Source organism: Microbacterium sp. oral taxon 186 str. F0373, from assembly GCF_000411455.1.
Lineage (GTDB): Bacteria > Actinomycetota > Actinomycetes > Actinomycetales > Microbacteriaceae > Microbacterium.
Genome location: NZ_KE150457.1, coordinates 168,616 through 194,495, shown reverse-complemented (window position 1 = coordinate 194,495; position 25,880 = coordinate 168,616). Strand labels below are relative to the sequence as shown.

The window sequence follows — 25,880 nt, the reverse complement described above, 5'->3', positions numbered from 1 at the left end:
GGATCGTGCGGTCGAAGTCGGCGAGCGGATGCCGGGCTCAGAAGCGACCTCCGCCGCGGCGCGCGCGGCTGCCGGCGCCGCCGAACCCGCCGGGGGAGATGCTGCCGCCCCCGCCCAGGCCGCCGAAGCCGCCGCCGGAGCGCGAGCGGCTGCCGCCGCCACCGTTGAGCAGGGAGTTGAGGACGATGCCACCGAGGATGGCGCCCATCATGTCGCCGCCCGAACCCGTGCGCTGCGATCCGCCGGAGCCGCCGAACATACCGCTCTGGAAGACGCCGACATCGTTCTGCGCCGCCTGCATCGCCTGCGTCGCCAGCTCGTGCGCGCGCTGTGCGGCGGCAAGAGCCTGTGCGGGATCGTTCTGCTGCAGCTGGCGGGCCTGCACGAGCGACGCGCCGGCCTCGGCGAGGCGGGTACGTGCCTCGGCGCCGACGGCGCCGCGGCGTGAAGAGATGAAGTCCTCCGCCGCGGAGATCTCGCCCTGCGCCTGTGCGATGAGGCCGCCCAGCTGCGCGGATGCGCGCGCCGCGCGCTCCTGCTCGTCGCGGATGCCGGCCAGGACTGCGTCGATCTGTGCGTTGGCGCGGTCCAGACCCTCGCGGGCGAAGAGGGGACGCTTGGCGGGCCCGGTGACCAGCGGCCGCGCCGCCTCGACCTGCGCGCGCGTGGCCGCGATCACGGGGGCCAGACGCCCGTCCGGGTCGGGCAGTGCCGTTGCCGCGGCGATGTCGGTCTCCAGATCGGCGATGAGGGCCGCGGCATCCGCCTCCGCCTGGGCGAGGTCGGCGCTCATGCGCGCGACGGCGTTGTGCAGCATCTCGGCCTGTGCCACGGCGTCCTCCGCAGCGCGGATGCTGACCGCCGCGGCGGACGTGTTGCCGGCGGCGATCTGCGCGGCGGCGGTGTCCAGCAGCGTGTCGGCGAACGCGAGGCGCTGCGATGCCTGCTCGGGGTTGTCGGCGATCGCGGTCAGGGCCAGGGGGTCGTACGCGCTCGTCAGGTCGGTGAGCGTCGCGACGGCGGTGTCGTGCGCGCCGGCCACGCTCTCCTTCTTCTCGCGGAGGCGTGCGAGTGCGTCGGGGGCGTTCTGCTCGAGCTTTCGCAGGTCGTCGAACGCCGCAGCCTTCTCGTCGAGGTGCGCGTCGGCGGCCTCGCACAGCTCGATGATGCGCATGTTCCAGGCGCGCGTGTCGTCGTCGCTGTCGGGGCTCTCGTCGTCGAGCTTCTGCCTGAGGGCGAACGCCTCATCGAGCTGAGCCTTCGCGCTGGCCAGCGCCGACTCGAACTCGCGGGCGGCCTCGTCGCCGAACTGCGCACGGGCGAACCCGAGCTCCTGCTCGCTCGTTTTGACCGCGTCGTCCGTCTGAACCAGAGCCGAGGACGCGCGGCGCGTGAGATCCTCGATGCTCACGGGCGCGGGCGGTGTTTCCGTGCCGGGCCCCGCGGGCGATCGACGCCTGCGCGAGCGCATCACGATCCAGATGATGAGCCCGGCCAGGGCGATCACCACGATGACGAGCAGGATCGGCGTGATGATACCGGCGGCGTCGACCCCGGCGCCGCCGGTTCCTCCCGCGATGGCGTCGGCCAGGCCGTCCGCAGCGGAGGTGGCGGCGCCGACCCAGTTGCCGGCCGACAGCGCCGGCTGCACCCGTTCGCGTTCGATCGTGGTGAGCTCATCGCCGGTCACGGGGCCGGCCGAGGAGCCCGACAGATAGTACTGACGGCCGTCCGTCGAGATCGCCAAGAGGTACTGGTGCGGGCCCAGACCGTTGTTCTGCGCCGTCTGGTTCGCCCAGTCCTCGGGCGTCGACGGATCGGTGAACTGCGGGACGTACGCAACCCAGAGATCGACACCCGACTTCGCGGTCAAGGCACGCAGGCGTGTGTCGACCTCGGAGACCTGTGCACCGGAGAGCACACCGGACTGATCGACCACGCGTGACGAGCTGAGGGCGACGGGACCCGTGGCGGTCGCCGCGGTCGCGCCGCCCAGGACGATCGCCGTGGCGCCGCCCAGGACGATCGCCGCCGCCGCCGTCAGCGCCAGCCACAGACGCGCACGCATGCGTGTTCCTCCCCTGCGCGAGGTGCGGGATCCTCGCTCCTCACGCCGATCCTATGTCGCGAACGGCATGACCCGATAGGCGGCCTGCGGGGATGCCGTGGGTCTTGCCCTCCCCGGCCTGTCCCTGCGTCGGCACCGATGCGGGCCGGTATGGTGTCGCGTTCGGAGGAACCATGAACAACGACGGATTCGGTGCCGATCGCTACGGCGCAGATGTGCTGGCGGCGGGGTGGCGAGACGCGGGCCGCCGCGCGGTGCCGCGCGTCGCAGCCACGCCGGAGCTCGTGGTGGAGATCGCCGGTGACGGCTTCTGCGGTGCCGTCACCGGCATCCAGTCCGGTCACGTCGAGCTGGAGGACCGCCTCGGCCGCCGCCGCCTGTTCCCCCTGGGGGGAGGCTTCCTCATCGACGGGCAGGCGGTCGTCCTGGAGGCGCCGAAGGCCGCGGCATCCGGCCCGCGCCGCACCGCCTCCGGATCGTTCGCCGCCGAGACCGCTCGCGCCCGCGTGGCCCGCGCCTCGCGGATCCTCGTGGAGGGACGCCACGACGCCGAGCTCGTCGAGAAGGTGTGGGGCGATGATCTTCGCGTCGAACGGGTCGTGGTCGAATACCTCCAGGGCGTCGACCTGCTCGAAGACGTGCTGCGCGAGGAGCCGCCCGGGCCGGGACGGCGCTACGGCGTGCTCGTCGATCACCTCGTGCCCGGCTCGAAGGAGTCGCGCATCGCCGACGCGGTCGCCCGGGGCCCCCACGGCGCTCACGTGCGGATCGTCGGTCACCCGCACATCGACGTGTGGCAGTGCGTGACGCCGCGCGCGCTCGGCATCGCGGCCTGGCCCGACGTGCCCCGCGGTATCGAGTGGAAGGTGGGTGTCAGCCGCGCTCTCGGCTGGCCCGCGCACGATCAAGCCGACATCGCCCGTACGTGGCAGCGCATCCTCGGAGCCGTGCACAGCTACCGCGACCTCGATCCGGCGCTGCTGGGCCGTGTCGAAGAGCTCATCGACTTCGTCACCGCCTGAGCCCGTCGCTCGGTCGTCACCGCCGCAATCAGCGTGCCCGCCGGTAGCCTGGTCGGGTGCCGCACGAGAGAGATGCTCCCCGTTTCCGCGACAAGCCCGTCTCGTTCGTGCGCCGCAGCGGCCGGATGAGCGACGCGCAGGAGCGCGCGTGGGCGGAGCTGTCACCGCAGTACGTCATCGACGTGCAGCGGGATGCCGCGGCCACCAGCATCCTTCCGGGGACCTCGATCGTGCCCGCCGAGGTGTTCGGGCGCACGGCGCCCCTGACCGTCGAGATCGGATCGGGTCAGGGTCATGCGATCGTCCACGCCGCTGCCGCCGCGCCCGAGCGTGATTTCCTCGCGGTGGAGGTGTTCCGCGCGGGGCTGGCGCGCACCATGCTCGACGCCGACCGCGCCGGCATCCGCAACCTCCGTCTCGTCGAGGCCAATGCTCCCGAGGTGCTCGAGCACCTGCTGCCGGCGGCGAGCGTGGATGAGCTGTGGATCTTCTTCCCCGACCCGTGGCACAAGGCGAAGCACAACAAGCGTCGCCTGATCGCGCCGCCGTTCCCGCCGCTCGCCGCGCGGGCGCTGCGTGACGGGGGACGGCTGCGGTTGGCGACCGACTGGCAGGAGTACGCCCTGCAGATGCGCGAGGTCCTCGCCGGCGTCGACGCGTTCGCGCCCGCGTTCGACGGTGAGTGGGCCGAGCGGTTCGGGGGCCGCGTGATGACGGCGTTCGAGCGCAAGGGTCTCGCGAAGGGCCGCGAGATCCGCGACCTCGTCTACCGCCGCCTACCGCGCGTGGACTCGGGCGCGTGAGCGCGGCGCCCCCCGCCCGCGATCGCTGGCGGGCCGTGCGGCCTCTGGCGCACCGTGACTTCCGCATTTTGTTCGGCGCAGTCGTGCTGTCGATCTCGGCGGCCGGGATGTGGGCCGTCGTCATGGTCTACGCGGTCATCCGCATCGACGACGATCCCGTGCAGCTGTCCCTCGTCGCCGCCGCGAACGCGATCGGTCTTCTCGCCTGTGCGATCCCGGGAGGTATCGCCGCCGACCGCCTGCCGCGCCGGGTGATCCTGCGTGCCGTGGAGACGGCGAATGTCCTCGCCGTCGGCTCGGTCGTCGTGGTGGGCCAGTTCGGCACCCTCACGATCGTCCACCTCACGATCGTCTCGCTCGTGCTCGGCGCCGGGGCGGGCTTCTTCTTTCCCTCCTACAGCGCGATCCTTCCGCGCATACTTCCGGCCGAGCACCTGCTGCCGGCGAACGGGCTCGAAGGCGCGGTACGTCCCGCCCTGCAGCAGGCCGCCGGCCCCGCGATGGCGGGACTTCTGCTCGCCGCGCTGATCCCGAGCCAGGCCGCCGTCGCCGTGCTCCTCGCCCACGCGGCCGCGCTCGTGCTGCTGCTGTTCCTCCGCCCCGAACCGGCTCCCGCCCCCGCCGACACGTCCGATGGCGCCGTATCGGTCCGGAGCATCCGTCACGACCTCGTCGAAGCCGTGCTCTTCACGATCCGCACCCCGTGGCTGCTGTGGACGCTGCTGTTCGCGACGATCTGGGTGCTCGTGACGATGGGTCCCGAGGAGGTGCTGTTGCCGTTCGTCACACGAGAGCGCTTCGGTGCCGATCCGCGTCTGTTCGGCTTCCTGCTGGCGTGCTTCGGCGCCGGCGGGGTGGTGGGATCGGTCGTCGTCTCGTCGCTGCGGATGCCGCGGCACTACCTCACCACGATGACCCTCGTCTGGGGCCTCAGCACCCTGCCGTTCGTGATCATCGGCCTCACACACGAGTACTGGCTGATGGCGGTGAGCGGCTTCGCGTGCGGCTTCGGCTTCAGCTACGGCAACGTCATCTGGGGGACGCTCCTGCAGCTCAGGGTGCCGCGCCACATGCTCGGGCGCATCTCGAGCCTGGACTTCTTCGTCTCCCTCGCGCTCATGCCCATCTCCATGGCGCTTGCCGGACCCCTGTCCGCCGTCGTCGCGATCCCCGTCATCTTCATCGTGGCGGGGCTCGTTCCCTTCGTACTGTCGCTGATCGTGCTGTGGATCGCGCGCATGCCGCAGGACGAGATCGCTCACCCTCTCGACGATGACGGGGAGGGCCCGCCGTGAGAGAGGTCGTCGACACGCGGCGGCTCGGGGTGGGCGTCCTTCCCGCGGCGGCGGTGTGCCTGGCCGCGCCCGCGTTCTTCGTTCTGCTGCAGCCGCTGCTCGGCATCGCGCTGCTGGTCATCGGGGTGGGGGCAGCCGTCGTCCTCGAGCGGCGGCGGGTCGCGGCATCCGCACCGTCGCTCGCGCGCGACCTGTCGCTCATCGCGATGGGCATGCTCGTGGTGAGCTCGATCTCGCTGGAGGCGAAGCTCGACACCCTCTCGATGCTGCGATTCACCCTCGCGCTGGGCGGTGCGGTCGCGCTGCCCTACGCCGTCTCGCGGTGGGTGTACCGCGATCGGGCGATCCGATTCCCGTGGCGGGGCGGGGGACACTGGCGCGGCTGGCAGTGGGGATGGCTCGCCGCCGTGCTCGTGCTCGGCTGGCTGATCCTGCCGTTCTACTTCATCACCTCGGGCGTGTACCGCAACTGGCCGGTGGTGGACAGCCCCGACCTCATCGGCCGGCTGTTCGTCGGCGTCGGTGCCGTGGGCATCTGGGACGAGCTCTTCTTCATCTGCACGGTGTTCGCGCTGCTGCGCCGTCATCTCCCGGATGCCGCGGCCACCCTGCTGCAGGCGGTCGTGTTCGTCTCGTTCCTGTGGGAGCTCGGCTACCGTGCATGGGGACCGGTGCTGACGATTCCGTTCGCTCTGCTGCAGGCGGTCATCTTCCTCAAGACCCGCTCGCTCGGCTACGTCGTCACCGTCCACCTGCTCTTCGACGCCGTCGTGTTCGCGGTGCTCGTCCACGCCCACAACCCGGGGCTGCTGGACGCGTTCTTCCTCGTGGCGCCCTGAACGCGCCGCAGCATCGGTCGACGCTCAGCGCTCGCCGCGCAGGAGCTCCAGACCGGCGCTGGCGAACTGCCGCGTCGTCGCGGAGGGCAGGAACGCGCGCGTGAGTCCCGCCCCGATCCGCGGCAGGTCGGCCTCGTCGCGGAACAGCAGCGACATGGTCTCGTAGCGTGGGTGGAACTTGTGCTTGAAGCGGTGCAGCGACTGGAATCCGTACACCGGTTCGAGCGCGTCGGACAGTCGTGTGCTCAGCGCCGCCAGCCCCTGGGCCTCGGGCGGGTACTCGTGGGTGAGCGGCGCGCCCGACAGCGACATGAACTCGGCGCCCTCGTCCCGGAAGGCTAGGGCCGAGCTGCCGATCAGATACTCCATCACCGGCCCGAACCCGTGCTCGCGGCGGCGCATCAGGTCAAGCGTCCAGCCGCGCACGACGCCTTCGCCGTACACCGGCATCCACGACAGGAAGCCGTGCACATCGCCGCGCGCGTCGAGGGCGAGCGCGATGCGCACCTCGGGATCGTCCGCTTCGGCGAGCGTTCCCAGCGTGAAGCGCATCTCGGGCAGCTGCTTCTCGCCGACCCACTGGTTCGAGATCGCCTGCAGCTGCGTGCGCACGCCCCACGACTCGTCGCGCAGGTGCGTCAAGCGGAAGGCCATCTCCTCGCGGCTGGCCCGGTTGAGGGTGGTGCGCACCGAGTTCCACCGCTTGCCGGTGTAGGCCAGACCCGGCAGGTCGACGATCGTGTCGTCCGCGACGACGAGCGCGCGCCACGAGTCCGGCACGGCCGCCTGCGTGGCGGCTCCCGCGCTGAAGAAGCACGGGATGAGGGCCGCTTCCTCGGATGCCGCGATGAACTCGGCCACAGAGGCGGCCCGTCCCTCTTCGGGCCCGAGCGGGTCGGCGAGGGCGATCGCCGCCCCGGCGCGGATCTGATACGCGACGACGCCGGTGCTCGTGCGCAGGTAGCTGTTGCCCTCCCATGTCGTCATCCACGACAGCGTGCCGCCGCCGTGCGTGCGGATGAGGTCGGCGACCTCGGCGGTGCTCGGCTGCGCGCCTGGCGCCCCGAGCGCGCTGCGTCGGGCGCCGGAGAACGCGGCGCGCACCACGATCAGATAGACGAGCAGCACGAGCGCGATCAGGCCGCTGCCGATCTCGATCGCCGTCTCGCCGTCGACGGGGACGCCGAGGTCGAGACGCACGTCCAGCGTGACGATGACCGCGAGCAGCGCCGCGGCCAGGATGTTCAGCGCCAGCAGAACGAGAGCGCAGATCCACGCCCAGCGCCGCGCGCGCCGGAGGCCCTGTGCGATCACGAGCACCACGACGACGTCGATGGCCGTCGTCGTCCAGTCGCTGGAGAGCGGGTCGGTGGTCCCGAACGGGCCGTAGGTAGGGATGAGCGTCAGGATCACTTCGATGCCGACGAAGGCGAGCATGCCGATGAAGGCGATCAGGCGCTGCTCGCGGATGGTGGCGCGACGCGGTCGCAGGGTCCGATCGAACGCGAGCACGACGAGCACGGCGATGAGGTGGGAGAGGTCCGCCATGGTTCCCAGCACGAGGACGCCGACGATGACGACCGCGATGAGCACGAGCCATGCCCGCAGCCGCCACGGCGAGGCGAGCAGACCGATCACGGCGGCGATGCATGCGAAGGTGCCGCCGCTGGCACCGACATCGAGCGTGGTGGCGGTGTCTTGCACCCACTCCCAGCCGGAGAAGACGCTGAGCGCGGCCAACAGCAGCGATGTCGCCAGGACGGCGACGATCTGGCCGACCCAGAAGTACGCGAGGGCCACCCGGGTGCCGCGGGCGTACTCGAGCACACCCATCCCGACGAATCCGATCAGGGTCGGCAGGAACAGCCAGGGCTCAGCGACGAAGAACGTGCCGGTGATCGGCGTCCACCATCGACCGGCTTCGAGCGCGGGCAGACCGTACGCCCACGTGTCCATGCCTGCGCTTTCGTCGAAGGGCGACCACAGGCCCTGCGAAAGGAGGCCGACGATGAACACGGCGGCCACGGTGAGCAGCGTGGCCGGCAGATGGCGCACGAGACGCACGAGAGCGTGGGCCCGCGTCGTCGCGAGCTGATCTGCGCCTGCGGGGGAGGCGGCAGGCGCTGTCTCCGTCATGCCTTCACCGTACCGGCAGCGACGGTCACCGCGTCGTCTCCGGGCGGTCGCCGAACGCTCAGAAGCGAGCCAGCAGAGCGGGACCGAAGACGAGGAGGGCTGCGACGGGAACGACGAGCAGGCCGATGGCGATGACGCCGATCGCCACCATGCTTCCGAGCACCGAGAGGATGGCGGCGCGGACGGAGGACGAGGAACGGGTGAGGCTCGAGGTGGTCATGTCTCGACGCTACGAACCGCAGGGTGGGCTCCACATCGTGCCGCGGGTGCATCGGCATCCTTCGGGAGGATGATCCTCCCAGGCCTCTCACACCGGGGCGATAGGTTGCCTCTGACACGATCTGTCGGTGTCTCGAACGTCTCGTCCCGTCTCACGCCGCGTGCAGATCCGGCGCCGCCGGGTGACCGTGGGAATTCTCGCCGTGCTCGCCGCCGCCGTCATCGCAGTGGTGGCCGTCGTGGCTTCCGACCTCAACGGCATCCACCGCTCCGACATCGCGATGCCGTCGGCCAGCCCCGGGGTCGCGCAGAACACGGGAGAGGTCAACATCCTGGTGATGGGACTCGACAGTCGCGTCGATCAGGACGGCAAGCCCTTCCCGCAGGAGATCTACGACGCGATCCACGCGGAGGATGAGAGCGTCGGCGGCTACAACACGAACGTGCTGATGTTCATCCACATCTCGGCCAACGGCGGCAAGGCGGTCGGCATCTCGATCCCGAGGGACGACTACGTCGACTACGCGAACGCGCCCGACGGGGTCACGAAGGGCAAGATCAAAGAGGACTACGGCCGCACGTTCCAGGCCACGTACGACGAGCTGACCGGCAACGGCACCGACGATGCGACGGCGTATCAGCGAGCCCGCGACGCCGCGCGGCAGGCGCAGATCCAGACCGTCTCGTCGTTTCTCGGCGGCGTGCGCATCGACCACTTCGTCGAAGTGACGATGGCAGCGTTCTATCGCGTCGCACAGGCGGTGCAGCCGATCACGGTGTGCCTCAACCAGGCGACGGCCGACACGTTCTCGGGCGCGAACTTCGCCGCGGGGATGCAGCAGATCGATGCCGCGCAGGCGATGGCGTTCGTGCGGCAGCGTCGCGACACGCAGTACGAGAACGTCGATCTCACCGACCTCGACCGCACGCGCCGGCAGCAGGCGTTCATGATCTCGCTCGCGGTCAAGCTCAAGAGTGCGCAGACGTTCACGGACTTCGGGGCGATGCGCTCGCTCATCGACACGGCGAAGCAGTACGTGGCGATCGATCAGGGCTTCGACCTGCTGAGCCTCGCGAGCACCGCGCAGCGCCTCGCCGGCGGTGACATCACCTTCCAGACGCTGCCGGTCGAGCGGTTCGGCACGATCGACGGCGAGAGCGTCAACATCGTCGACCAGGACAAGATCGCCGGCATCGTGCGCGACCTGCTCAACCCGCCGTCGGCGACCGCCGCGCCGACCGACGCCCCCAACGACGCCGCGACCGACGCGCCGCGCTCTCCCTCCGATGGGGGAGACGGCTCGTCGCCGTCGCCATCGGGTTCGCCGACCTCGCAGAGCTACACCAACTCGCAGCAGCCGATGGTCTCGGGTGCGGTGCCCTGCGTGAACTGACGCGCGGCAGATCCATAGCCGCACGCCCTCCCGGTGCCGTCCTGATCGGCGTACCGTCGAGATGACAGCGACGATCCGGCCGCTGCCGTTGCATGCGAAGGAGCAGCCATGGAACAGGCGTCGGGATTCACGGGACAGACGATCATCGTGACGGGGGCGGGATCGGGCATCGGTCGGGCGACCGCGGTGCGCTTGCATCGCGAGGGTGCTCGCGTGATCGGCGCCGACATCTCCGCCGAACGGCTCGACGCACTGCGCGCAGAGGCCTCGGACGAGCGGATGGTGATGGTGGCGGGCGACATCGCCGACGCCGCGACGATCGAGCAGATCATGGATGCCGCAGGCCCGACGGTCGACGGGTTGGCGAACGTGGCCGGCATCATGGACGCCTTCCTGCCGCCGGCGGAGGTGGACGACGAGACGTGGGACCGGGTGTTTCGGGTGAACCTCACGGCGCCGATGCGGCTGACCCGGGCGGTGCTTCCCGGCATGATCGCCCGCGGCAGAGGTTCGATCGTCAACGTCGCTTCGGAGGCGTCGCTGCGGGCGTCGGCGTCGGGTGCCGCGTACACGTCGTCGAAGCATGCGCTGGCCGGGTTCACGAAGAGCGTGGCGTTCTTCTACGGACCGCAGGGTATCCGCGCGAATGCCGTGGCCCCCGGTGCTGTCGCCACGAATATCGAAGCGCCGATAAAGAGCGAGTACGCCGCGGGACGGATCGGCCCGATCATGCAGGCGCTGATGACCCCCGTCGCGACAGCCGAGCAGCTCGCGTCGGCGATCGTGTGGCTGCTGAGCGATCAGTCAGCCAATATCAACGGCGTGATCCTGCCGAGCGACGGCGGGTGGTCGACGATCTGAGCGTTCGCCGGCGGACAAGTGCGCGCCCAGTTCGGTCACGGCGATCGATCCCGTGGTTCTCCTGCTAGTGAGTCTGCCGCCCTTGTGCAGCCCGCCTCCGTTCGCTGCTTCTCCGCAGCGCGGAGATCGCGAAGACGATCACAATCGTGACTCCCGTGACCGCACCGATCAACCACGGGTTAATCGGTGTGCTGATGGCGAGGATGATCGAGGCGATGATGAGGATGCCGGGCCACCAAGTGCCAATGAGCGTCGAACTACGCACAGTCTCCCCCTCCCGTCGGATGCGGCCCCGACCCGATGGGGACGACCTTGGTCTGATAGCAGGTGAAGTTGTCGATGTTTGGATTCGACAGGATGTTCTGAATAGCGCCCCAGATTGATCCGAGAGTCGGAGCGCCGATGAATCCGCACAGGGCTGAGATTATTCCGCCGACACTCGGGATCTTGCTCGCTCCCGCGCAACCGCCCGCCAGCGCAGCCGCCAGCGTAGACGCCGTGACACCTTGGATCGTCTTCATCTGATACCCGTACATGTTCCAGTAGAGACGTTCTCAGGCACGTCTACTCGGAAGTTGGTAGAAGTCTGGCCTTCCACCAACAAGCTCATCAGACGTGCTCCGTCTGCCAGTACGGTCGTGCTCGTCTGCTGGTCAGTCTCCGGTGCGACCGTCACTTCGAAATCGCCCAGCGAAACGGCGGCACCGCGTCGGTCTGCGGACACCGAGATCCCAGGGTGCAGTTGCGCCGCATCAACATCGGAAAGTCCGAGGTTTTGCTGTGCTGCGACAAATGGCGCCTCCGACGGCGCGACATCGTCGTCCGCGACCGCGGGCGCGCCCACGATGAGGGGAGCCGCAATCAAGGCCACCGTCCCAGCAACCGCAGTCGCATATTGGTGATGTAACGCATCTCACTTCCTATCTGCCCGTCGGGCACGTATCGAGTTCTTGCGCTACCCAGGCTTCCCAAATTCGTGAGAGGACGCATCCACCTTCCGTCGGAGTCCACTGCACCAGAAGTGTCCAAAGGCTGGGAGAGGTGGGACGAACGCGCCTGATGATTGCGCATCTGAATCGATCGGCGGACGCCCATGGCCGGGACGAAGCGGGCTGCGCAGCGCACCCCTGCGGGACACGAAGACCCGTGAAGGGTGACAGGGTCGCAACACGCGTCTTTGTAAGTGCCCCCGACAGGAATCGAACCTGCGACCTTTGGTACCGGAAACCAACGCTCTATCCCCTGAGCTACGGAGGCGTACCGATCGAGAGTATCACCGACGGCGAGTCGCGACCGCCGCGGACGGCTGCACGAGCGGCCTCGAGGAATAAGCGAACAGGGCGGGCCGCGGCATCCGCCTGGAGGGCCGAAACACGCGTCTACGCAGCGGACTTCTGGGCGTGCGAGGATACTCCGGTGCAACGCCTCGTGACCGCCGAACTGGACCTCGATCTCGGGGCTTCCGTCGACCTCATCTTCCAGATCGCCGCGGCCCAACCGGCACCCGTTCTGCGGGAGGAACTGACGTTCACGCAAGGCGATCGCGTCTACACGCCCACCGAGATCATCGACCAGTCCGGCAGTCGCCTGCACCGCCTGCTCGGCGAGGCCGGCCGCCTCGAGGTGCGCTATGAAGCCCTCATCGACGGACAGGTCGCGCAGCGCACCACGAGTGACCTCGAAGCCATCACCTACCTCCGCCCCAGCCGCTACTGCCAGTCCGACGAGGTGTTCTCGCAAGCACGCCGGCAGTTCCGCGGCCTGCAGGGGCTCGAGCTCATCACCGCGGTCAGCGAGTTCGTCGCCTCCAGCACGACGTACACGCCGGGGCTGAGTCAGGGCACCGACTCGGCTGTCACCACTCTCATGACCGGCCAGGGTGTCTGCCGCGACTACGCGCATGTCGTCATCGCGCTGCTGCGCGCGATGGACATGCCTGCCCGCTACGCCGCGTGCTTCGCCCCCGGCCTTCGCCCCATGGACTTCCACGCCGTGGCCGAGGCCTACCTCGACGGCAGCTGGTACGTCATCGACGCGACCCGGCTCGCCAACCGCCGCTCGCTCGTGCGCATCGCCACAGGTCGCGACGCCGCCGACTGCGCCTTCCTCAGCTACCACGGCGGCTATGTGGGCCTGCAGCGCATGCGCGTCGACGCGTGCGTCCTGCCCGACGATGCGGCCGACGTTCAGGCGCAGGATGCCGCCGCGGCGGCATCCGACCCCGCCCTCGACGACTTCGCCGAGCTCATCCAGCTCGCCTGACCCTGACCGGTGGCCGCCGGGCCGGCGCGCGCGGCGGCGCGGATGCCGAGGTGCGCACGCAGGTGGGGGACAGCGGGCGCCCGTAGACTTGACGGGCTATGAATCCCGATGCCCTCGCCGCCGCCCTCCTCGCCGTCATCGCCCCGCTCGCCGAGGCACGACGTCCCGGCTCGAGCGCCGGTCTGACCGCGGCCGATTTCCCCCTGGAGCGCCCGCGCAACCGTGACCACGGCGACTGGGCGTCCAACGCCGCCCTGAAGCTCGGCAAGGTCGTCGGGGTGAACCCGCGCGAGTTCGCGCAGGAGATCGCCGACGCGCTCGCCGCGACCGACGGCGTCGCCAGCGTCGAGGTCGCCGGGCCGGGGTTCATCAACATCCGCCTCGAAGCGGGAGCGGCCGGCGCCCTCGCCAAGACCATCGTCGAGGCAGGCGCGGCCTACGGCACCAACGACACCCAGCGCGGACAGAGCATCAACCTCGAGTTCGTCAGCGCCAACCCCACCGGTCCCATGCACATCGGGCACACCCGGTGGGCAGCGCTCGGCGACGCGATCGCCCGCGTGCTGCTGGCCAGCGGTGCGACGCTCGTGCGCGAGTTCTACATCAACGACGCGGGCGCGCAGATGGACCGCTTCGGACGTTCCGTCCTCGCCGCGATCAAGGGCGAGCCGACGCCCGAGGACGGCTACCCGGGCTCGTACATCGGCGACCTCGCCAGCCGCGTGCTCGCCGAGCTGCCCGGCATCCTCGATCTCTCCGACGACGAGCAGTTGGTGCAGGCGCGCGACCGCGCCTACGCCCTGCAGCTCGCCGATCTGCAGGCGTCGCTGGAGAAGTTCAACGTGCACTTCGACGTCTTCTTCAGCGAGCGCACACTCCACGCCCACGGCCCGAACGGCGAGCCCAGCCTCGTCGACGAGGCCGTCGACCGTCTGCGCGCGCAGGGCCACGTGTTCGAGCAGGACGACGCCATCTGGGTGCGCACGACCGACTTCGGCGACGACAAGGATCGTGTCATCCGCCGCTCCAACGGCGAGTACACCTACTTCGCTGCCGACGCCGCGTACTACCTCAACAAGAGCGACCGCGGCTTCGCGCACAAGATCTATCTGCTCGGCGCCGACCACCACGGCTACGTCCACCGCCTCAAGGCCCTCGCCGGTGCCGCCGGCGACGACCCCGAGAAGGACATCGAGGTGCTCATCGGTCAGCTCGTGTCGGTCAACGGCGCCCGCCTGTCCAAGCGTGCCGGCAACATCATCGAGCTCGACGACCTCCGCGACTGGCTCGGCACCGACGCGCTGCGCTACTCGCTGGCGCGCTACCCCGCCGACTCGCCGCTCACGCTCGATCCCGAGATCCTCACCAAGCGCACGAACGACAACCCCGTCTTCTACGTGCAGTACGCGCACGCCCGCACGCACAACGTCGCGCGCAACGCGGCGGACTCGGGCGTGGACCGCAGCGTCTTCGCGCCCGAGCTGCTGGACCACGAGAGCGAGTCGGCGCTGCTCGGCGCCCTGCAGGAGTTCCCGCGCATCGTGGCCTACGCCGCCGAGGTGCGCGAGCCGCACCGCGTCGCGCGCTACCTCGAGGAGCTCGCGAGCCTGTACCACCGGTGGTACGACACCTGCCGCGTCACGCCGCTGGGTGACGAGCCGGTCACCGAGCTGCACCGCACGCGCCTCTGGCTCAACGACGCCACCGGACAGGTGCTCCGCAACGGCCTGGACATGCTCGGAGTGAGCGCACCGGAGCGGATGTGACGTGAACGACCAGCACCCCACGCAGCCGCTTCCCGACCCCTCTGCGCGGTGGGTGCTGTCGACGGATGCCGCGGCATCCGCCCCGCGACGGCGCAGCCGCCGCTGGCCCTGGCTGATCGCGGTGCTCGCGGTCGTGGTGCTGGCGGTCGGCGCGTGGTTCGCCGGAGAGTACATCGCCCGCGGCATCGTGGAGCGCACGATTCGCGACCAGGTCGCCTCTCGCCTGGATATCCCCGCCGACCAGCACGTCGACGTGGATGTGCGCGGTCAGGTGATCCCGCAGCTGATCGGCGGACGCCTCGACGACGTGACGGTGTCGGCCCCCGATGTGAGCCTCGGCGCGCTGACCGGCGACGTGGAGGTGCATGCCGCGGGTGTGCCGATCCGCGGTGATTCCCCGTTGCAGAGTGCGTCCGCGACCGTGCGTCTCGATCAGGAACAGGTGCGCACGCTCCTCGGCACCGTCGACGGCTTCCCCGCGGATGCCGTGACGCTCGAGGCCCCCGACATCGTGATGTCCACCGAGCTCAAGCTCTTCGCCCTGTCGGTGCCGGTGGGCGTGAGCCTCACTCCCACCGCGTCCGGCGGTGACCTGGTGCTCACCCCGCGGACCCTTCGTGTCTCGGGGGCCGAAGTATCGGCCGATGTGCTCATCGACCAGTTCGGAGCGTTGGCGCGAACGGTCGTGCGCGACTGGGATGTGTGTGTGAAACAGTACCTGCCGGTGGGGCTCACGCTGTCGGGCGTGCGCGTGGACGGCGCGCAGGTGGTCGCAGACATCGCCGTCGATCCGCGGATCACCGTGGATGCGGCGCTGCAGCAGAAGGGGACGTGCGGCTGAGGGAGCCTCTCCCATCGACGCGTCACATACGCGGGCCGGTATGCGGGGGTGCCCTAGACTTCTAGGACTGCCGGGCGTGACGTCACCGACGGCAGCCCGACCCCACACGATTGGTTCCGCACGTGTCCGCCGCCTCCGACCGCCCGCTCGTGCCCGCGTGGCTCGCCGAACCGGCCGATGCGAACGCGCTCGCGCCGCTGGTGTGGCCGGCCTCGGCATCCCGCGACGGCGATGGCGAGCTGCAGATCGCCGGCGTCGGCGTCTCCGACCTGCGTGCCCGTTTCGGAACTCCGCTGTACGTGCTCGACGAGGATGCCGTGCGCAGCCGCGCCCGCGAAGTGCGTGAAGCGTTCACCGACGCGGCCGCGCGCCGCGGCGTGCAGGCGCGCGTCTACTACGCCGGCAAGGCGTTCCTCTCGACCGAGGTCGTGCGCTGGGTCACCGAGGAAGGCCTCGCCGTCGACGTCGCCACCGGCGGCGAGCTGGCCGTCGCGCTCGCCGCGGGCGCCGACCCCTCCCGCCTCGGCCTGCACGGCAACAACAAGTCGGTCGCCGAGCTCGAACGTGCCGTGGAGATCGGCATCGGCTCGATCGTGATCGATTCGCGCATCGAGCTGGAGCGACTCGCCGCCATCGTCGAGCACCGCGTCGCGCCGGATGCCGCACCGCAGGCGGTCCTGGTGCGCGTCAACAGCGGTGTCCACGCCGAGACCCACGACTTCCTGGCCACCGCCCACGAAGACCAGAAGTTCGGCTTCGCCCTGTCCGACGCCCCCGCGGTCGTCGCGCGCATCCGCGAGCTTCCGGGCCTGCGGTTCGTCGGGCTGCACTGCCATATCGGCTCGCAGATCTTCGGCACCCGCGGGTTCCAGGAGTCGGCCGCGCGCGTCGTCGACCTCCACGCCGAACTGCTCGCCGGCGGCGACATCCCCGTGCTCAACCTCGGCGGCGGGTTCGGCATCGCCTACACCTCCGTCGACGAGCCCACGCCGATCGCCGATCTCGCCGAGGGCATCGTCGAGGCCGTCGCGCGCGAATGCGACCTCCGCGGCATCCCCCTGCCGAGTCTCGCGTTCGAGCCGGGGCGCACCATCGTCGGACGCGCCGGCGTGACCCTCTACGAAGTCGGCACGGTCAAGCCCGTCCGCGCCAGCGACGACCTCACGCGCCTCTACGTCAGCGTCGACGGGGGAATGAGCGACAATGCGCGCCCGGCGCTCTACGGTGCGCAGTACTCCGCCCGCCTGGCCTCCCGAACCTCGGATGCCGCGCCCGCCCTCGCCCGCGTCGTCGGGCGTCACTGCGAGTCCGGTGACATCGTCGTCGACGCGGAGTATCTGCCCGGCGACGTCACGCCCGGCGACCTCCTCGCGGTGCCGGCGACCGGTGCGTACTGCTTCTCGCTGTCGAGCAACTACAACTTCGTGCCCCGTCCGCCCGTCGTCGCGGTGCGCGGCGGCGCGGCCCGCGTGATCGTCCGCGGTGAGAGCATCGACGACCTGCTGGCGCGCGATGCGGGGGTCGCGTCCCCCGCATCCCTCGTGACGTCCCCGGCTGAGGAGAACGAATGACCGACTACCGTCGACTGCGCGTGGCCCTGCTCGGAGCCGGAGCCGTCGGATCCCAGGTGGCCGACCTCCTGCGCACGCACGCGGACGAGCTCTCCGACCGTGCCGGCGCCGCCCTCGACCTCGTCGGCATCGCGGTGCGCAACCCCGACGCCCCGCGCGAGACCGACCTGCCGCGCGAGCTGTTCACCACCGACTCCGAGCAGCTGATCGTCGGCGCCGACATCGTCATCGAGCTCATGGGCGGCATCGAGCCGGCGCGCACCGACATCCTGCTCGCGCTCTCGTCGGGTGCCGACGTCGTCACCGCCAACAAGGCGCTGCTGGCCACCCACGGCCCGGAGATCTTCGACGCCGCCGACCAGGTCGGCGCCTCCGTGTACTACGAAGCCGCAGCCGCCGGTGCGATCCCGATCATCCGTCCCCTGCGCGATTCGCTGGCCGGTGACCGCGTACAGCGGATCATGGGCATCGTCAACGGCACCACGAACTACATCCTCGATCGCATGGACGCCGAGGGCAGCGAGTTCGCGGACGTCCTCGCCGACGCGCAGCGACTCGGTTACGCCGAAGCCGACCCTACGGCCGATGTCGAAGGCTACGACGCGGCGCAGAAGGCCACCATCCTCGCGTCTCTCGCGTTCCACACGGCCGTGCCCCTCGAAGCGGTGCACCGCGAGGGCATCACCGGCATCGACCGCCAGACGATCGACGCGGCTCGCCACGCCGGCTACGTCATCAAGCTGCTCGCGGTGTGCGAGCGGATCACGGATGCCGAGGCGCACTCGCCCACCGGCGAAGCCATCTCGGTGCGGGTGTATCCCGCGCTGATTCCGCGCGAGCACCCGCTGGCGAGCGTGCACGGCGCCAACAATGCGGTGTTCGTGCAGGCCGAAGCCGCCGGCAACCTCATGTTCTACGGCGCGGGTGCCGGCGGCGTGCAGACCGCGTCGGCGGTGCTCGGCGATGTCGTCTCGGCCGCCCGCCGCCACATCGCCGGCGGTGTGGGCGTCGGTGAGTCCACGCGCGCCAATCTTCCGGTCGTGCCGATCGGCCGCGTGACGACGCGCTACCAGATCACCCTCGAGGTCTCCGACCAGCCGGGCGTTCTCGCCACCGTCGCGGGCATTCTCAGCGAGGGTCGGGTCTCGATCGCGACGGTCGAGCAGACCATCGAACCGGCTGCTGAGCAGAGCCTCGTCCCCGCCGAACAGGGCATCGCGGGCATTGCGCGCCTCGTCATCGGCACCCACACGGCCCGCGAGCAGGATCTCAGCGACACCGTCGACCGTCTCGCCGCCAGTGGCGTGGTCGACCGGGTCGTATCGGTCCTCCGCGTCGAAGGCAACTGAACTCGCGGTCGCGGCACCGCAAGAAGGAGATGGAGATGGCACACGTCTGGCAGGGAGTCCTGCGCGAATACGCCGACCGGCTCGGCGTCACCGAGGCGTCCACGGTCGTGACGCTCGGCGAGGGAGGCACGCCGCTGATTCCGGCCGCCGCGCTGTCGCAGCAGACCGGCGCGAACGTCTTCATCAAGTTCGAGGGCATGAACCCGACCGGCTCGTTCAAGGACCGCGGCATGACCGTCGCGCTCTCGCGCGCCGTCGAGCACGGTGCGAAGGCCGTCATCTGTGCCTCGACCGGCAACACCTCGGCATCCGCCGCCGCTTACGCGGCCCACGCGGGCATCACCGCGGCCGTGCTGGTGCCGGAGGGCAAGATCGCGATGGGCAAGCTCAGTCAGGCGGTCGTGCACGGCGGTCGGCTGATCCAGGTGCGCGGCAACTTCGACGACTGCCTGGAGATCGCTCGCGAGCTCGCCGACAACTACCCCGTCCACCTCGTCAACTCGGTCAACCCCGACCGCATCGAGGGTCAGAAGACGGCCGCCTACGAGGTCGTCTCGCAGCTCGGCGACGCCCCCGACTTCCACCTGATCCCGGTCGGAAATGCCGGCAACTACACGGCGTACTCGCGCGGGTACCGCGAAGAGGCGGCGCGTGGCGTGGCGACCAAGGTGCCGCGGATGTTCGGCTTCCAGGCTGAAGGCTCGGCGCCTCTCGTGCGCGGCGAGGTCGTCCGCAACCCCGAGACGATCGCCTCGGCCATCCGCATCGGCAACCCCGCGTCGTGGGAGCTCGCGCTCGAAGCCCGCGATGCGACGCAGGGCTGGTTCGGCGCGATCGACGATGCACGCATCCTCGCGGCGCAGAAGCTGCTGGCCAGCACGGCCGGCGTCTTCGTGGAGCCGGCGTCGGCCATCGGCGTCGCGGGTCTGCTCGACCGTGCCGAGGCGGGCGTCATCCCCGCGGGCGCCACGATCGTCATCACGGTCACCGGCCACGGCCTGAAGGATCCCCAGTGGGCCCTGCGCAAGGCCGACGGCACCGAGGTCGAGCCCACGGTCGTCGATGCGACGACCAGTGAGGTCGCCTCCGTCCTCGACCTGGCATGACGGCCATGGCTTCGGCGGGACGTTCCGTCGCGGTACGTGTTCCCGCCACGAGCGCCAACCTCGGTCCCGGCTTCGACACGCTCGGACTCGCGCTGAGCTCGTACGACGAGTTGACCGTCACCGCGTTGGCGGACAGCGCTCTGGAGATCGTCGTGTCGGGGGAGGGGGCGGGCGAGGTGCCGACCGACGCCTCACACCTCGTCGTGCGCTCGATGGCGTACGCCTTCGAGGCCGTCGGCCGTGAGATGCCCGGCATCCGCCTCGAGGCGCACAACACGATTCCACACGGGCGGGGCATGGGATCGTCCGGCGCCGCGGTCGTTGCGGGCCTGCTGGCAGCGAAGGGCCTGCTTGCCGGCGACGTCGAGATCGGTCCCGACGCGCTCCTGCGCCTGGCGACCGAGCTCGAGGGTCACCCCGACAATGTCGCTCCCGCACTGTTCGGCGGATTGACGATCGCGTGGATGGACGAGAACGGTCCGCAGCACAAGAAGCTGCTCGTGCATCGGGGCGTTTCTCCTCTCGTGTTCGTCCCCGACTTCACGATGTCGACCGCCGTCGCTCGGGGCCTCGCGCCCCTGCAGGTGCCCCGCGAGGATGCCGTGTTCAACGTCTCGCGCTCGGCGCTGCTGATCGCGGCACTCACGCAGAGCCCCGAGCTGCTGATGGCCGCCACCGAGGACAAGCTCCACCAGTCGTACCGCGCGCAGGCGATGCCGGCGACCGACGAGCTCGTCCGTGCGCTGCGCGCGCACGGCTTCGCCGCCGTCGTCTCCGGTGCCGGACCCAGCGTGCTCGTGCTCGCCGACGGGCCGGGGCAGCGTCTGGAGGCGGCGGAGGTCGCGGCATCCGTCACGGACACCCCGTGGGAACCGCGCATGCTCGCCGTCGACGTCAAGGGTGGTACAGTGAGGAACCATACGGAGGGTGCCACGGCGTGACCGTGAATCTGGCCTCCGTCGCAATTCTGCGAACCACCGCATAACCCTCACGTTGCACCATCGCGCGTCTGAGCTAGACGTGCATGCGCGCACGAGAGCGGTAGCGCCTGTCGTGGACGGCGCGATGCGGACGGTATCCGTCCACATGCCTACGAAGGAGAACTCGTGGAGTCCCTCTCCGAGATCCAGACCGAGAACACCGAGAACGTCGAGAGCGCGCAAGCCACCGGCGTCGAGGAGAACACCGCCGAGGCGACCCCGGTCGCCGAGAGCACCGAGACCGCTGAGGTCGAGGCTCCCGCCGAGGAGTCCGCCGCCGCTGCCGCCGAGGCCGTTCAGACCGAGGCCCCCGACGTGGAGGTGCCGTCGGATGCCGAGGCTCCCGCCGCCGCCGAGGTCGAACCCGCCCCCGTGGAGGCCGAGCCCGCCCCCGTGGAGGCTGAGCCCGCTGCGGCGGAGGCGGCGCCCGTCGTCGCCGAGGAGAAGCCCGCGAAGGCTCCCCGCAAGCGTGCGCCGCGCCGCGCGAAGAGCGCCGATGTCGCGCCCGCCGAGCCCACCGCTGAGGATGCCGCCACGGACGCCGTCACCGAGGTCCCTTCCGCCGCAGAACCCGCCGCCTCGACGCCGACGGCGGCTGGCGAGACCCCGGCTGACGAGAACCCGGTAGCCGAGACCCCGGCTGACCAAACCCCGGCCTCCACCCCCGCGAACGACACCGCCGCTACCGGCGACGCGTCGGGTGCCGAGACCACGGACAGTGCCGCGACAGATGCGGCAGGCGCCGCCGACGGCACGGCCGAGGGCGAGACCCCCAGCCGCAGCCGCTCGCGCAGCCGCAGCCGCAGCCGCAACCGCGGTCAGCGCGGCGAGAACGCCCAGAACGGTCAGGGCGCGCAAAACGCCCAGAACAACGCTCCGGCCGCTCCGGCCGCCGAAGAGAGCGCAGACGGCGACGACGAGCAGGCCCAGGGCCGCGGTCGACAGCGCAACAAGCGTCGGGGCCCGGCGCAGAACGGCGACGAGTTCGAGACCGAGATCGGCGAGGACGACGTCCTCATCCCGATCGCCGGCATCCTCGACGTCCTCGACAACTACGCTTTCGTGCGCACCACCGGCTACCTGCCGGGGGCGAGCGACGTCTACGTGTCGCTCGGCCAGGTCAAGAAGTACAACCTTCGCAAGGGCGACGCCGTCGTCGGCGCCATCAAGCAGCCGCGCGAGGGCGAGCAGTCCAGCCGTCAGAAGTACAACGCGCTGGTCAAGGTCGACGCCATCAACGGCCTGTCGGTCGACGACGCCGCCGAGCGCGTCGAGTTCGGCCAGCTCACGCCGCTCTACCCGCAGGAGCGCCTGCGCTTGGAGACGGCGCCCGAGAAGCTCACGCAGCGCATCATCGACCTCGTCGCGCCCATCGGAAAGGGCCAGCGCGGTCTGATCGTCGCGCCGCCCAAGGCCGGCAAGACGATCGTCCTGCAGCAGATCGCGAACGCGATCGCGACGAACAACCCCGAGGTCCACCTCATGGTCGTGCTCGTCGACGAGCGCCCCGAAGAGGTCACCGACATGCAGCGGACCGTGAAGGGCGAGGTCATCGCCTCGACCTTCGACCGGCCCGCCGAAGACCACACCACGGTCGCCGAGCTCGCCATCGAGCGTGCGAAGCGTCTCGTCGAGCTCGGCCGTGACGTCGTGGTGCTGCTCGACTCGATCACCCGCCTGGGCCGCGCGTACAACATCTCTGCGCCCACGAGCGGTCGTGTGCTCAGCGGTGGCGTCGACGCCTCGGCTCTCTACCCGCCCAAGCGCTTCTTCGGGGCAGCCCGCAACATCGAGAACGGCGGATCGCTCACGATCTTCGCCACCGCACTCGTGGAGACCGGTTCCAAGATGGACGAGGTCATCTTCGAAGAGTTCAAGGGCACGGGCAACAGCGAACTGCGTCTGTCGCGCCAGCTCGCCGACAAGCGGATCTTCCCCGCCGTCGACGTCAACGCGTCGTCCACCCGCCGCGAAGAGATGTTGCTGAACCCCGACGAGGTCAAGATCACCTGGAAGCTGCGTCGCGCCCTTGCGGGCCTCGACCCGCAGCAGGCCCTGGAGGTCGTGCTCGGCAAGCTCAAGGAGACGAGCTCCAACGTCGAGTTCCTCTACCAGATGCAGAACGTGCAGATGAAGTCCGCGCCCGCAGCCGGCGCGGGCCACAGCAACGGGCACGACAACAGCATCCGCTGAGCGCTCTCGCCGTGTTCGAGTCCGTCCAGGCGCTGATCGACGAGCACCGCGCGGTGCAGGAGGAACTCTCCGACCCCGCGGTGCACGCCGATGCCGCGCGCGCCAAGCGCGTCAACCGGCGTTACGCCGAGCTGTCCAGGATCGTCGCGGCCCATGACGCATGGCGGGCGGCGGACGACGATCTCGCGGCGGCGCGTGAACTCGCCCGCGAGGACGCCGCCTTCGCCGAGGAGGTCCCGACGCTCGAAGAGCGGGTCGCCGCGGCGCAGGAGAAGCTGCGGCGCCTGCTCATCCCGCGCGACCCCGACGATGCGCGCGACGTGATCCTCGAGGTCAAAGCGGGGGAGGGTGGCGCCGAGTCGGCGCTGTTCGCGGCAGACCTGCTGCGGATGTATCTGCAGTACGCGGCATCCATGGGCTGGAAGACCGAGCTGCTGGAGCGCAACGAGTCCGACCTCGGCGGCTACAAGGACGTCCAGGTCGCCATCAAAGGCAGCTCGACTGATCCGGCGCAGGGCGTGTGGGCTCACCTCAAGTACGAGGGCGGCGTGCACCGCGTGCAGCGGGTGCCCGCGACCGAGTCGCAGGGACGCATCCACACCTCGACGACCGGGGTGCTGGTCTTCCCGGAAGTCGATGAGCCCGAAGAGGTGCAGATCGACGCCAACGACCTGAAGATCGACGTGTTCCGCTCCTCGGGGCCGGGCGGTCAGTCGGTCAACACGACCGACTCTGCGGTGCGCATCACGCACGTTCCGACCGGCATCGTGGTGTCGATGCAGAACGAGAAGAGTCAGCTGCAGAACCGCGAGGCGGGCATGCGCGTGCTGCGTGCGCGGCTGCTCGCCAAGCAGCAGGAGGAACGGGATGCCGCGGCATCCGACGCCCGTCGCTCGCAGATCCGGGGGATGGACCGTTCGGAGCGCATCCGCACATACAATTTCCCGGAGAACCGCATCGCGGACCACCGCACGGGCTACAAGGCCTACAACCTCGACCAGGTGATGGACGGCGCGCTCGGCCCGCTCATCGACTCGGCGATCGCCGCCGACGAAGAGGCGCGGCTCGCGGCGCTGGGCGCCGACTGATCGCGGACGAGAAGGGCGCTACGCTCGCGTCATGATCACGCTCCTGTTGCGCGCCGTCGTCTTCCTCGCATCCGCCGCGGTCGGCCTCATCGTCGCCGACATCGTGCTCCCCGGCTTCACCATCGACTGGCGGAGCCCGGTGGGGTTCCTTCTCGCGATCGTCATCTTCGCCGTGCTGCAGAGCGTCCTCGCCCCGTGGCTGGCCCGGGTGGCGCAGCGCAACGCGCCCGCGTTCCTCGGCGGCATCGGAATCGTCTCGACCTTCGTCGCGCTGGTGGTCACGGCGCTCATCCCCGGCGCCGGACTCACCATCGGCCTGCCGTGGTGGACCTGGATCGTCGCGCCGATGATCGTCTGGGTCGTCACCGCGATCGCGGCGTTCCTGCTGCCGGCCGTGCTGCTGAAGAAGAAGGTGGAGGCCCGACGCGAGGGCTGAGCCGCCGCGCCCGGTGCCTCAGATGAAGTACTCGGGCGTCGTCAGCAGCGCGCGGCTCTCTTCTCCCGCCCGGCGGGCGCGTGCCGTGGCGGGGACGCCGACGAGCACCGAATCCGCGGGAGCGTCGCGAGTGACGACCGCGTTCGCGCCGACCACCGATCCGGCACCGATCGCGATCGGGCCGAGGATCTTCGCACCGGCACCGACGGCGACGCCGTCGCCGAGAGTGGGATGCCGCTTGCCGGCGTCGCGTGTGCGTCCGCCTAGCGTGACGCCGTGGTAGAGCATCACATCGTCGCCGATCTCGGCGGTCTCTCCGATCACGACGCCCATGCCGTGGTCGATGAAGAAGCGCCGTCCGATCGTCGCGCCCGGGTGGATCTCGACGCCCGTCAGCCACCGCGTCAGCTGAGACAGGGCGCGGGCCGGGAAGCGCCAGCCGCGCCGCCACAGGGCGTGCGACAGGCGGTACGACCAGATCGCGTGCAGGCCGGAGTAGAGGACGGCGATCTCCGCCGCGCCGCGGGCCGCGGGATCGCGCAGCTTCGCGGCCGCGATGTCTTCGCGGACACGGGCGAACGCCCCGAGTCGCGGCGCGGCGGAGGAACCGATGGTGCGGGTCACGTGCGGGATCAGTCCTCGCGCAGGTGCTCGTACAGCGCGGTCGAGAGGTACCGCTCGCCGAACGACGGGATGATCACGACGACGTTCTTGCCGGCGGCCTCGGGACGCGCCGCGACCTGCAGCGCAGCCCAGATCGCCGCGCCCGACGAGATGCCGACGAGGATGCCCTCGGTGGTCGCGACCTCGCGGGCGACGCGGATCGCGTCGTCGAACTCGACGTCGACGACCTCGTCGATGACACCCTGGTCGAGGATCTCCGGGATGAAGTTCGGACCGATGCCCTGGATCTTGTGCGGTCCGGGGGTGCCCTTCGTCAGCAGCGGCGAGTCGGCCGGCTCCACGGCGATGACCTTGGCATCCGGCACCCGCTCCTTGAGGACCTGTCCGACACCGGTGATCGTGCCGCCGGTGCCGATGCCCGCGACGAAGTAGCCGATCTCGCCGTCGGTGTCGCGGAGGATCTCCTCGGCCGTGGTCTTGCGGTGGATGGCGGGGTTGGCCTCGTTGGCGAACTGCTTGGCGAGGACGGCGCCGGGCGTGGCGGCGGCGATCTCCTCGGCCTTCGCGACCGCGCCCTTCATGCCCAGCGACGGCTCGGTGAGGACCAGCTCGGCCCCGTATGCCTTCAGAAGCATGCGGCGCTCGACCGACATGGAGGCGGGCATGGTGAGGATCACCTTGTAGCCGCGCGCGGCGCCGACCATCGCCAGGGCGATGCCGGTGTTGCCGCTCGTGCCCTCGACGATCGTCCCGCCGGGCTGCAGGGCACCCGACGCCTCGGCCGCGTCGACGATGGCGATGCCCAGACGGTCCTTCACGGAGGATGCGGGGTTGTAGAACTCGAGCTTGGCGAGCACCGTGCCGGGCAGGCCCTCGCTGATGCGGTTCAGACGCACCAGCGGGGTGTTGCCGAATGCGCTCGTGATGTCGGAGTGGATGCCGGACATGGCTTGCCTTTCGTGCGGGGCGGGTGGCGCCGGATCGCGCGTTCGTGCGCGCAGTCGTCAGCGTGTCGCACCAGCCTAAG

22 protein-coding genes and 1 tRNA gene are annotated in these 25,880 nt (G+C 70.1%); 16 read left to right on the top strand and 7 right to left on the bottom strand.

Going from position 1 to position 25,880, the window contains the following annotated elements:
- Positions 1-37: 37 nt before the first annotated feature.
- Complete coding sequence (locus tag HMPREF1529_RS00900) at positions 38-2,068, bottom strand: TPM domain-containing protein (RefSeq protein ID WP_016463331.1); 2,031 nt, start codon at positions 2,066-2,068, stop codon at positions 38-40.
- A gap of 173 nt (positions 2,069-2,241) precedes the next feature.
- On the opposite strand from HMPREF1529_RS00900, the gene HMPREF1529_RS00895 reads away from it, so the two are divergent.
- The 4 genes from HMPREF1529_RS00895 to HMPREF1529_RS00880 are packed head-to-tail and all read left to right on the top strand — an operon-like array spanning position 2,242 to position 6,027.
- Positions 2,242-3,090, top strand: a complete 849-nt coding sequence (locus tag HMPREF1529_RS00895) for a DUF3097 family protein (RefSeq protein ID WP_016463330.1) — start codon at positions 2,242-2,244, stop codon at positions 3,088-3,090.
- Positions 3,091-3,146: 56 nt separating this feature from the next.
- On the top strand, positions 3,147-3,893 hold the full coding sequence (trmB, locus tag HMPREF1529_RS00890; protein WP_016463329.1) for a tRNA (guanosine(46)-N7)-methyltransferase TrmB: 747 nt from the start codon (positions 3,147-3,149) through the stop codon (positions 3,891-3,893).
- Positions 3,890-5,188 (top strand): MFS transporter, encoded by a 1,299-nt coding sequence (locus HMPREF1529_RS00885; protein ID WP_016463328.1) that lies wholly within the window; start codon positions 3,890-3,892, stop codon positions 5,186-5,188. The genes trmB and HMPREF1529_RS00885 overlap by 4 nt, the downstream gene beginning before the upstream one ends.
- Positions 5,185-6,027: a CPBP family intramembrane glutamic endopeptidase gene (locus HMPREF1529_RS00880; RefSeq protein WP_016463327.1), complete on the top strand. Its 843-nt coding sequence runs from the start codon at positions 5,185-5,187 to the stop codon at positions 6,025-6,027. The genes HMPREF1529_RS00885 and HMPREF1529_RS00880 overlap by 4 nt, the downstream gene beginning before the upstream one ends.
- Positions 6,028-6,051: 24 nt before the next feature.
- Here the strand turns inward: HMPREF1529_RS00880 and HMPREF1529_RS00875 are convergent, their stop codons facing one another.
- Positions 6,052-8,163 carry a bifunctional lysylphosphatidylglycerol flippase/synthetase MprF gene (locus HMPREF1529_RS00875; RefSeq protein ID WP_016463326.1) on the bottom strand — a complete coding sequence of 704 codons (2,112 nt, stop codon included), beginning with the start codon at positions 8,161-8,163 and terminating at the stop codon, positions 6,052-6,054.
- A gap of 58 nt (positions 8,164-8,221) precedes the next feature.
- Positions 8,222-8,383 carry a hypothetical protein gene (locus HMPREF1529_RS16015; RefSeq protein ID WP_016463325.1) on the bottom strand — a complete coding sequence of 54 codons (162 nt, stop codon included), beginning with the start codon at positions 8,381-8,383 and terminating at the stop codon, positions 8,222-8,224.
- Between the two features lie 127 nt (positions 8,384-8,510).
- On the opposite strand from HMPREF1529_RS16015, the gene HMPREF1529_RS00870 reads away from it, so the two are divergent.
- Positions 8,511-9,776, top strand: coding sequence for an LCP family protein (locus HMPREF1529_RS00870; RefSeq protein ID WP_036282589.1), 1,266 nt, complete (start codon positions 8,511-8,513; stop codon positions 9,774-9,776).
- 108 nt (positions 9,777-9,884) lie between these two features.
- Positions 9,885-10,637: an SDR family NAD(P)-dependent oxidoreductase gene (locus HMPREF1529_RS00865; RefSeq protein WP_005048418.1), complete on the top strand. Its 753-nt coding sequence runs from the start codon at positions 9,885-9,887 to the stop codon at positions 10,635-10,637.
- Between the two features lie 517 nt (positions 10,638-11,154).
- On the opposite strand, the gene HMPREF1529_RS15785 is transcribed toward HMPREF1529_RS00865, so the two are convergent.
- Both HMPREF1529_RS15785 and HMPREF1529_RS00855 read right to left on the bottom strand, forming a co-directional pair.
- A complete protein-coding gene (locus tag HMPREF1529_RS15785) occupies positions 11,155-11,508 on the bottom strand; it encodes a hypothetical protein (protein WP_157533846.1) in 354 nt (117 codons plus the stop codon).
- 313 nt (positions 11,509-11,821) lie between these two features.
- Positions 11,822-11,894 (bottom strand) — tRNA-Arg (locus tag HMPREF1529_RS00855).
- A 159-nt stretch (positions 11,895-12,053) separates the two neighbouring features.
- On the opposite strand from HMPREF1529_RS00855, the gene HMPREF1529_RS00850 reads away from it, so the two are divergent.
- From HMPREF1529_RS00850 to HMPREF1529_RS00805, 10 genes are all read left to right on the top strand, one after another.
- On the top strand, positions 12,054-12,899 hold the full coding sequence (locus HMPREF1529_RS00850) for a transglutaminase-like domain-containing protein (protein ID WP_016463322.1): 846 nt from the start codon (positions 12,054-12,056) through the stop codon (positions 12,897-12,899).
- A 98-nt stretch (positions 12,900-12,997) separates the two neighbouring features.
- Positions 12,998-14,665 carry an arginine--tRNA ligase gene (locus HMPREF1529_RS00845; protein ID WP_005048589.1) on the top strand — a complete coding sequence of 556 codons (1,668 nt, stop codon included), beginning with the start codon at positions 12,998-13,000 and terminating at the stop codon, positions 14,663-14,665.
- A gap of 1 nt (position 14,666) precedes the next feature.
- A complete protein-coding gene (locus HMPREF1529_RS00840; protein WP_005048590.1) occupies positions 14,667-15,506 on the top strand; it encodes an LmeA family phospholipid-binding protein in 840 nt (279 codons plus the stop codon).
- A 122-nt stretch (positions 15,507-15,628) separates the two neighbouring features.
- A complete protein-coding gene (lysA, locus tag HMPREF1529_RS00835) occupies positions 15,629-17,077 on the top strand; it encodes a diaminopimelate decarboxylase (protein WP_016463321.1) in 1,449 nt (482 codons plus the stop codon).
- Positions 17,074-18,426, top strand: coding sequence for a homoserine dehydrogenase (locus HMPREF1529_RS00830; protein WP_005048597.1), 1,353 nt, complete (start codon positions 17,074-17,076; stop codon positions 18,424-18,426). Before lysA ends, HMPREF1529_RS00830 begins: the two co-directional genes overlap by 4 nt.
- A gap of 35 nt (positions 18,427-18,461) precedes the next feature.
- Positions 18,462-19,532, top strand: a complete 1,071-nt coding sequence (thrC, locus tag HMPREF1529_RS00825) for a threonine synthase (protein WP_016463320.1) — start codon at positions 18,462-18,464, stop codon at positions 19,530-19,532.
- The gene (gene thrB / locus HMPREF1529_RS00820) at positions 19,529-20,473 is read left to right on the top strand and encodes a homoserine kinase (RefSeq protein WP_016463319.1); all 945 of its coding nucleotides are present in this window, start codon (positions 19,529-19,531) and stop codon (positions 20,471-20,473) included. The genes thrC and thrB overlap by 4 nt, the downstream gene beginning before the upstream one ends.
- A gap of 165 nt (positions 20,474-20,638) precedes the next feature.
- Positions 20,639-22,705, top strand: a complete 2,067-nt coding sequence (gene rho / locus HMPREF1529_RS00815) for a transcription termination factor Rho (protein ID WP_016463318.1) — start codon at positions 20,639-20,641, stop codon at positions 22,703-22,705.
- A gap of 11 nt (positions 22,706-22,716) precedes the next feature.
- On the top strand, positions 22,717-23,793 hold the full coding sequence (gene prfA / locus HMPREF1529_RS00810; RefSeq protein WP_016463317.1) for a peptide chain release factor 1: 1,077 nt from the start codon (positions 22,717-22,719) through the stop codon (positions 23,791-23,793).
- Between the two features lie 31 nt (positions 23,794-23,824).
- A complete protein-coding gene (locus HMPREF1529_RS00805) occupies positions 23,825-24,229 on the top strand; it encodes a phage holin family protein (RefSeq protein WP_016463316.1) in 405 nt (134 codons plus the stop codon).
- Between the two features lie 18 nt (positions 24,230-24,247).
- Here the strand turns inward: HMPREF1529_RS00805 and epsC are convergent, their stop codons facing one another.
- Complete coding sequence (epsC, locus tag HMPREF1529_RS00800; protein WP_016463315.1) at positions 24,248-24,853, bottom strand: serine O-acetyltransferase EpsC; 606 nt, start codon at positions 24,851-24,853, stop codon at positions 24,248-24,250.
- Between the two features lie 8 nt (positions 24,854-24,861).
- Positions 24,862-25,800 carry a cysteine synthase A gene (gene cysK / locus HMPREF1529_RS00795; protein ID WP_005048617.1) on the bottom strand — a complete coding sequence of 313 codons (939 nt, stop codon included), beginning with the start codon at positions 25,798-25,800 and terminating at the stop codon, positions 24,862-24,864.
- Positions 25,801-25,880 lie beyond the last annotated feature (80 nt).

Coding starts and splice junctions, on each gene's coding strand:
- HMPREF1529_RS00900 (WP_016463331.1), bottom strand. CDS start 2,068: ATGCGTGCGCGTCTGTGGCTGGCGCTGACGGCGGCGGCGGCGATCGTC.
- HMPREF1529_RS00830 (WP_005048597.1), top strand. CDS start 17,074: ATGACCGACTACCGTCGACTGCGCGTGGCCCTGCTCGGAGCCGGAGCC.
- HMPREF1529_RS00845 (WP_005048589.1), top strand. CDS start 12,998: ATGAATCCCGATGCCCTCGCCGCCGCCCTCCTCGCCGTCATCGCCCCG.
- cysK (WP_005048617.1), bottom strand. CDS start 25,800: ATGTCCGGCATCCACTCCGACATCACGAGCGCATTCGGCAACACCCCG.
- thrB (WP_016463319.1), top strand. CDS start 19,529: ATGACGGCCATGGCTTCGGCGGGACGTTCCGTCGCGGTACGTGTTCCC.
- thrC (WP_016463320.1), top strand. CDS start 18,462: ATGGCACACGTCTGGCAGGGAGTCCTGCGCGAATACGCCGACCGGCTC.
- HMPREF1529_RS00865 (WP_005048418.1), top strand. CDS start 9,885: ATGGAACAGGCGTCGGGATTCACGGGACAGACGATCATCGTGACGGGG.
- HMPREF1529_RS00805 (WP_016463316.1), top strand. CDS start 23,825: ATGATCACGCTCCTGTTGCGCGCCGTCGTCTTCCTCGCATCCGCCGCG.
- HMPREF1529_RS16015 (WP_016463325.1), bottom strand. CDS start 8,383: ATGACCACCTCGAGCCTCACCCGTTCCTCGTCCTCCGTCCGCGCCGCC.
- HMPREF1529_RS00895 (WP_016463330.1), top strand. CDS start 2,242: ATGAACAACGACGGATTCGGTGCCGATCGCTACGGCGCAGATGTGCTG.
- HMPREF1529_RS00875 (WP_016463326.1), bottom strand. CDS start 8,163: ATGACGGAGACAGCGCCTGCCGCCTCCCCCGCAGGCGCAGATCAGCTC.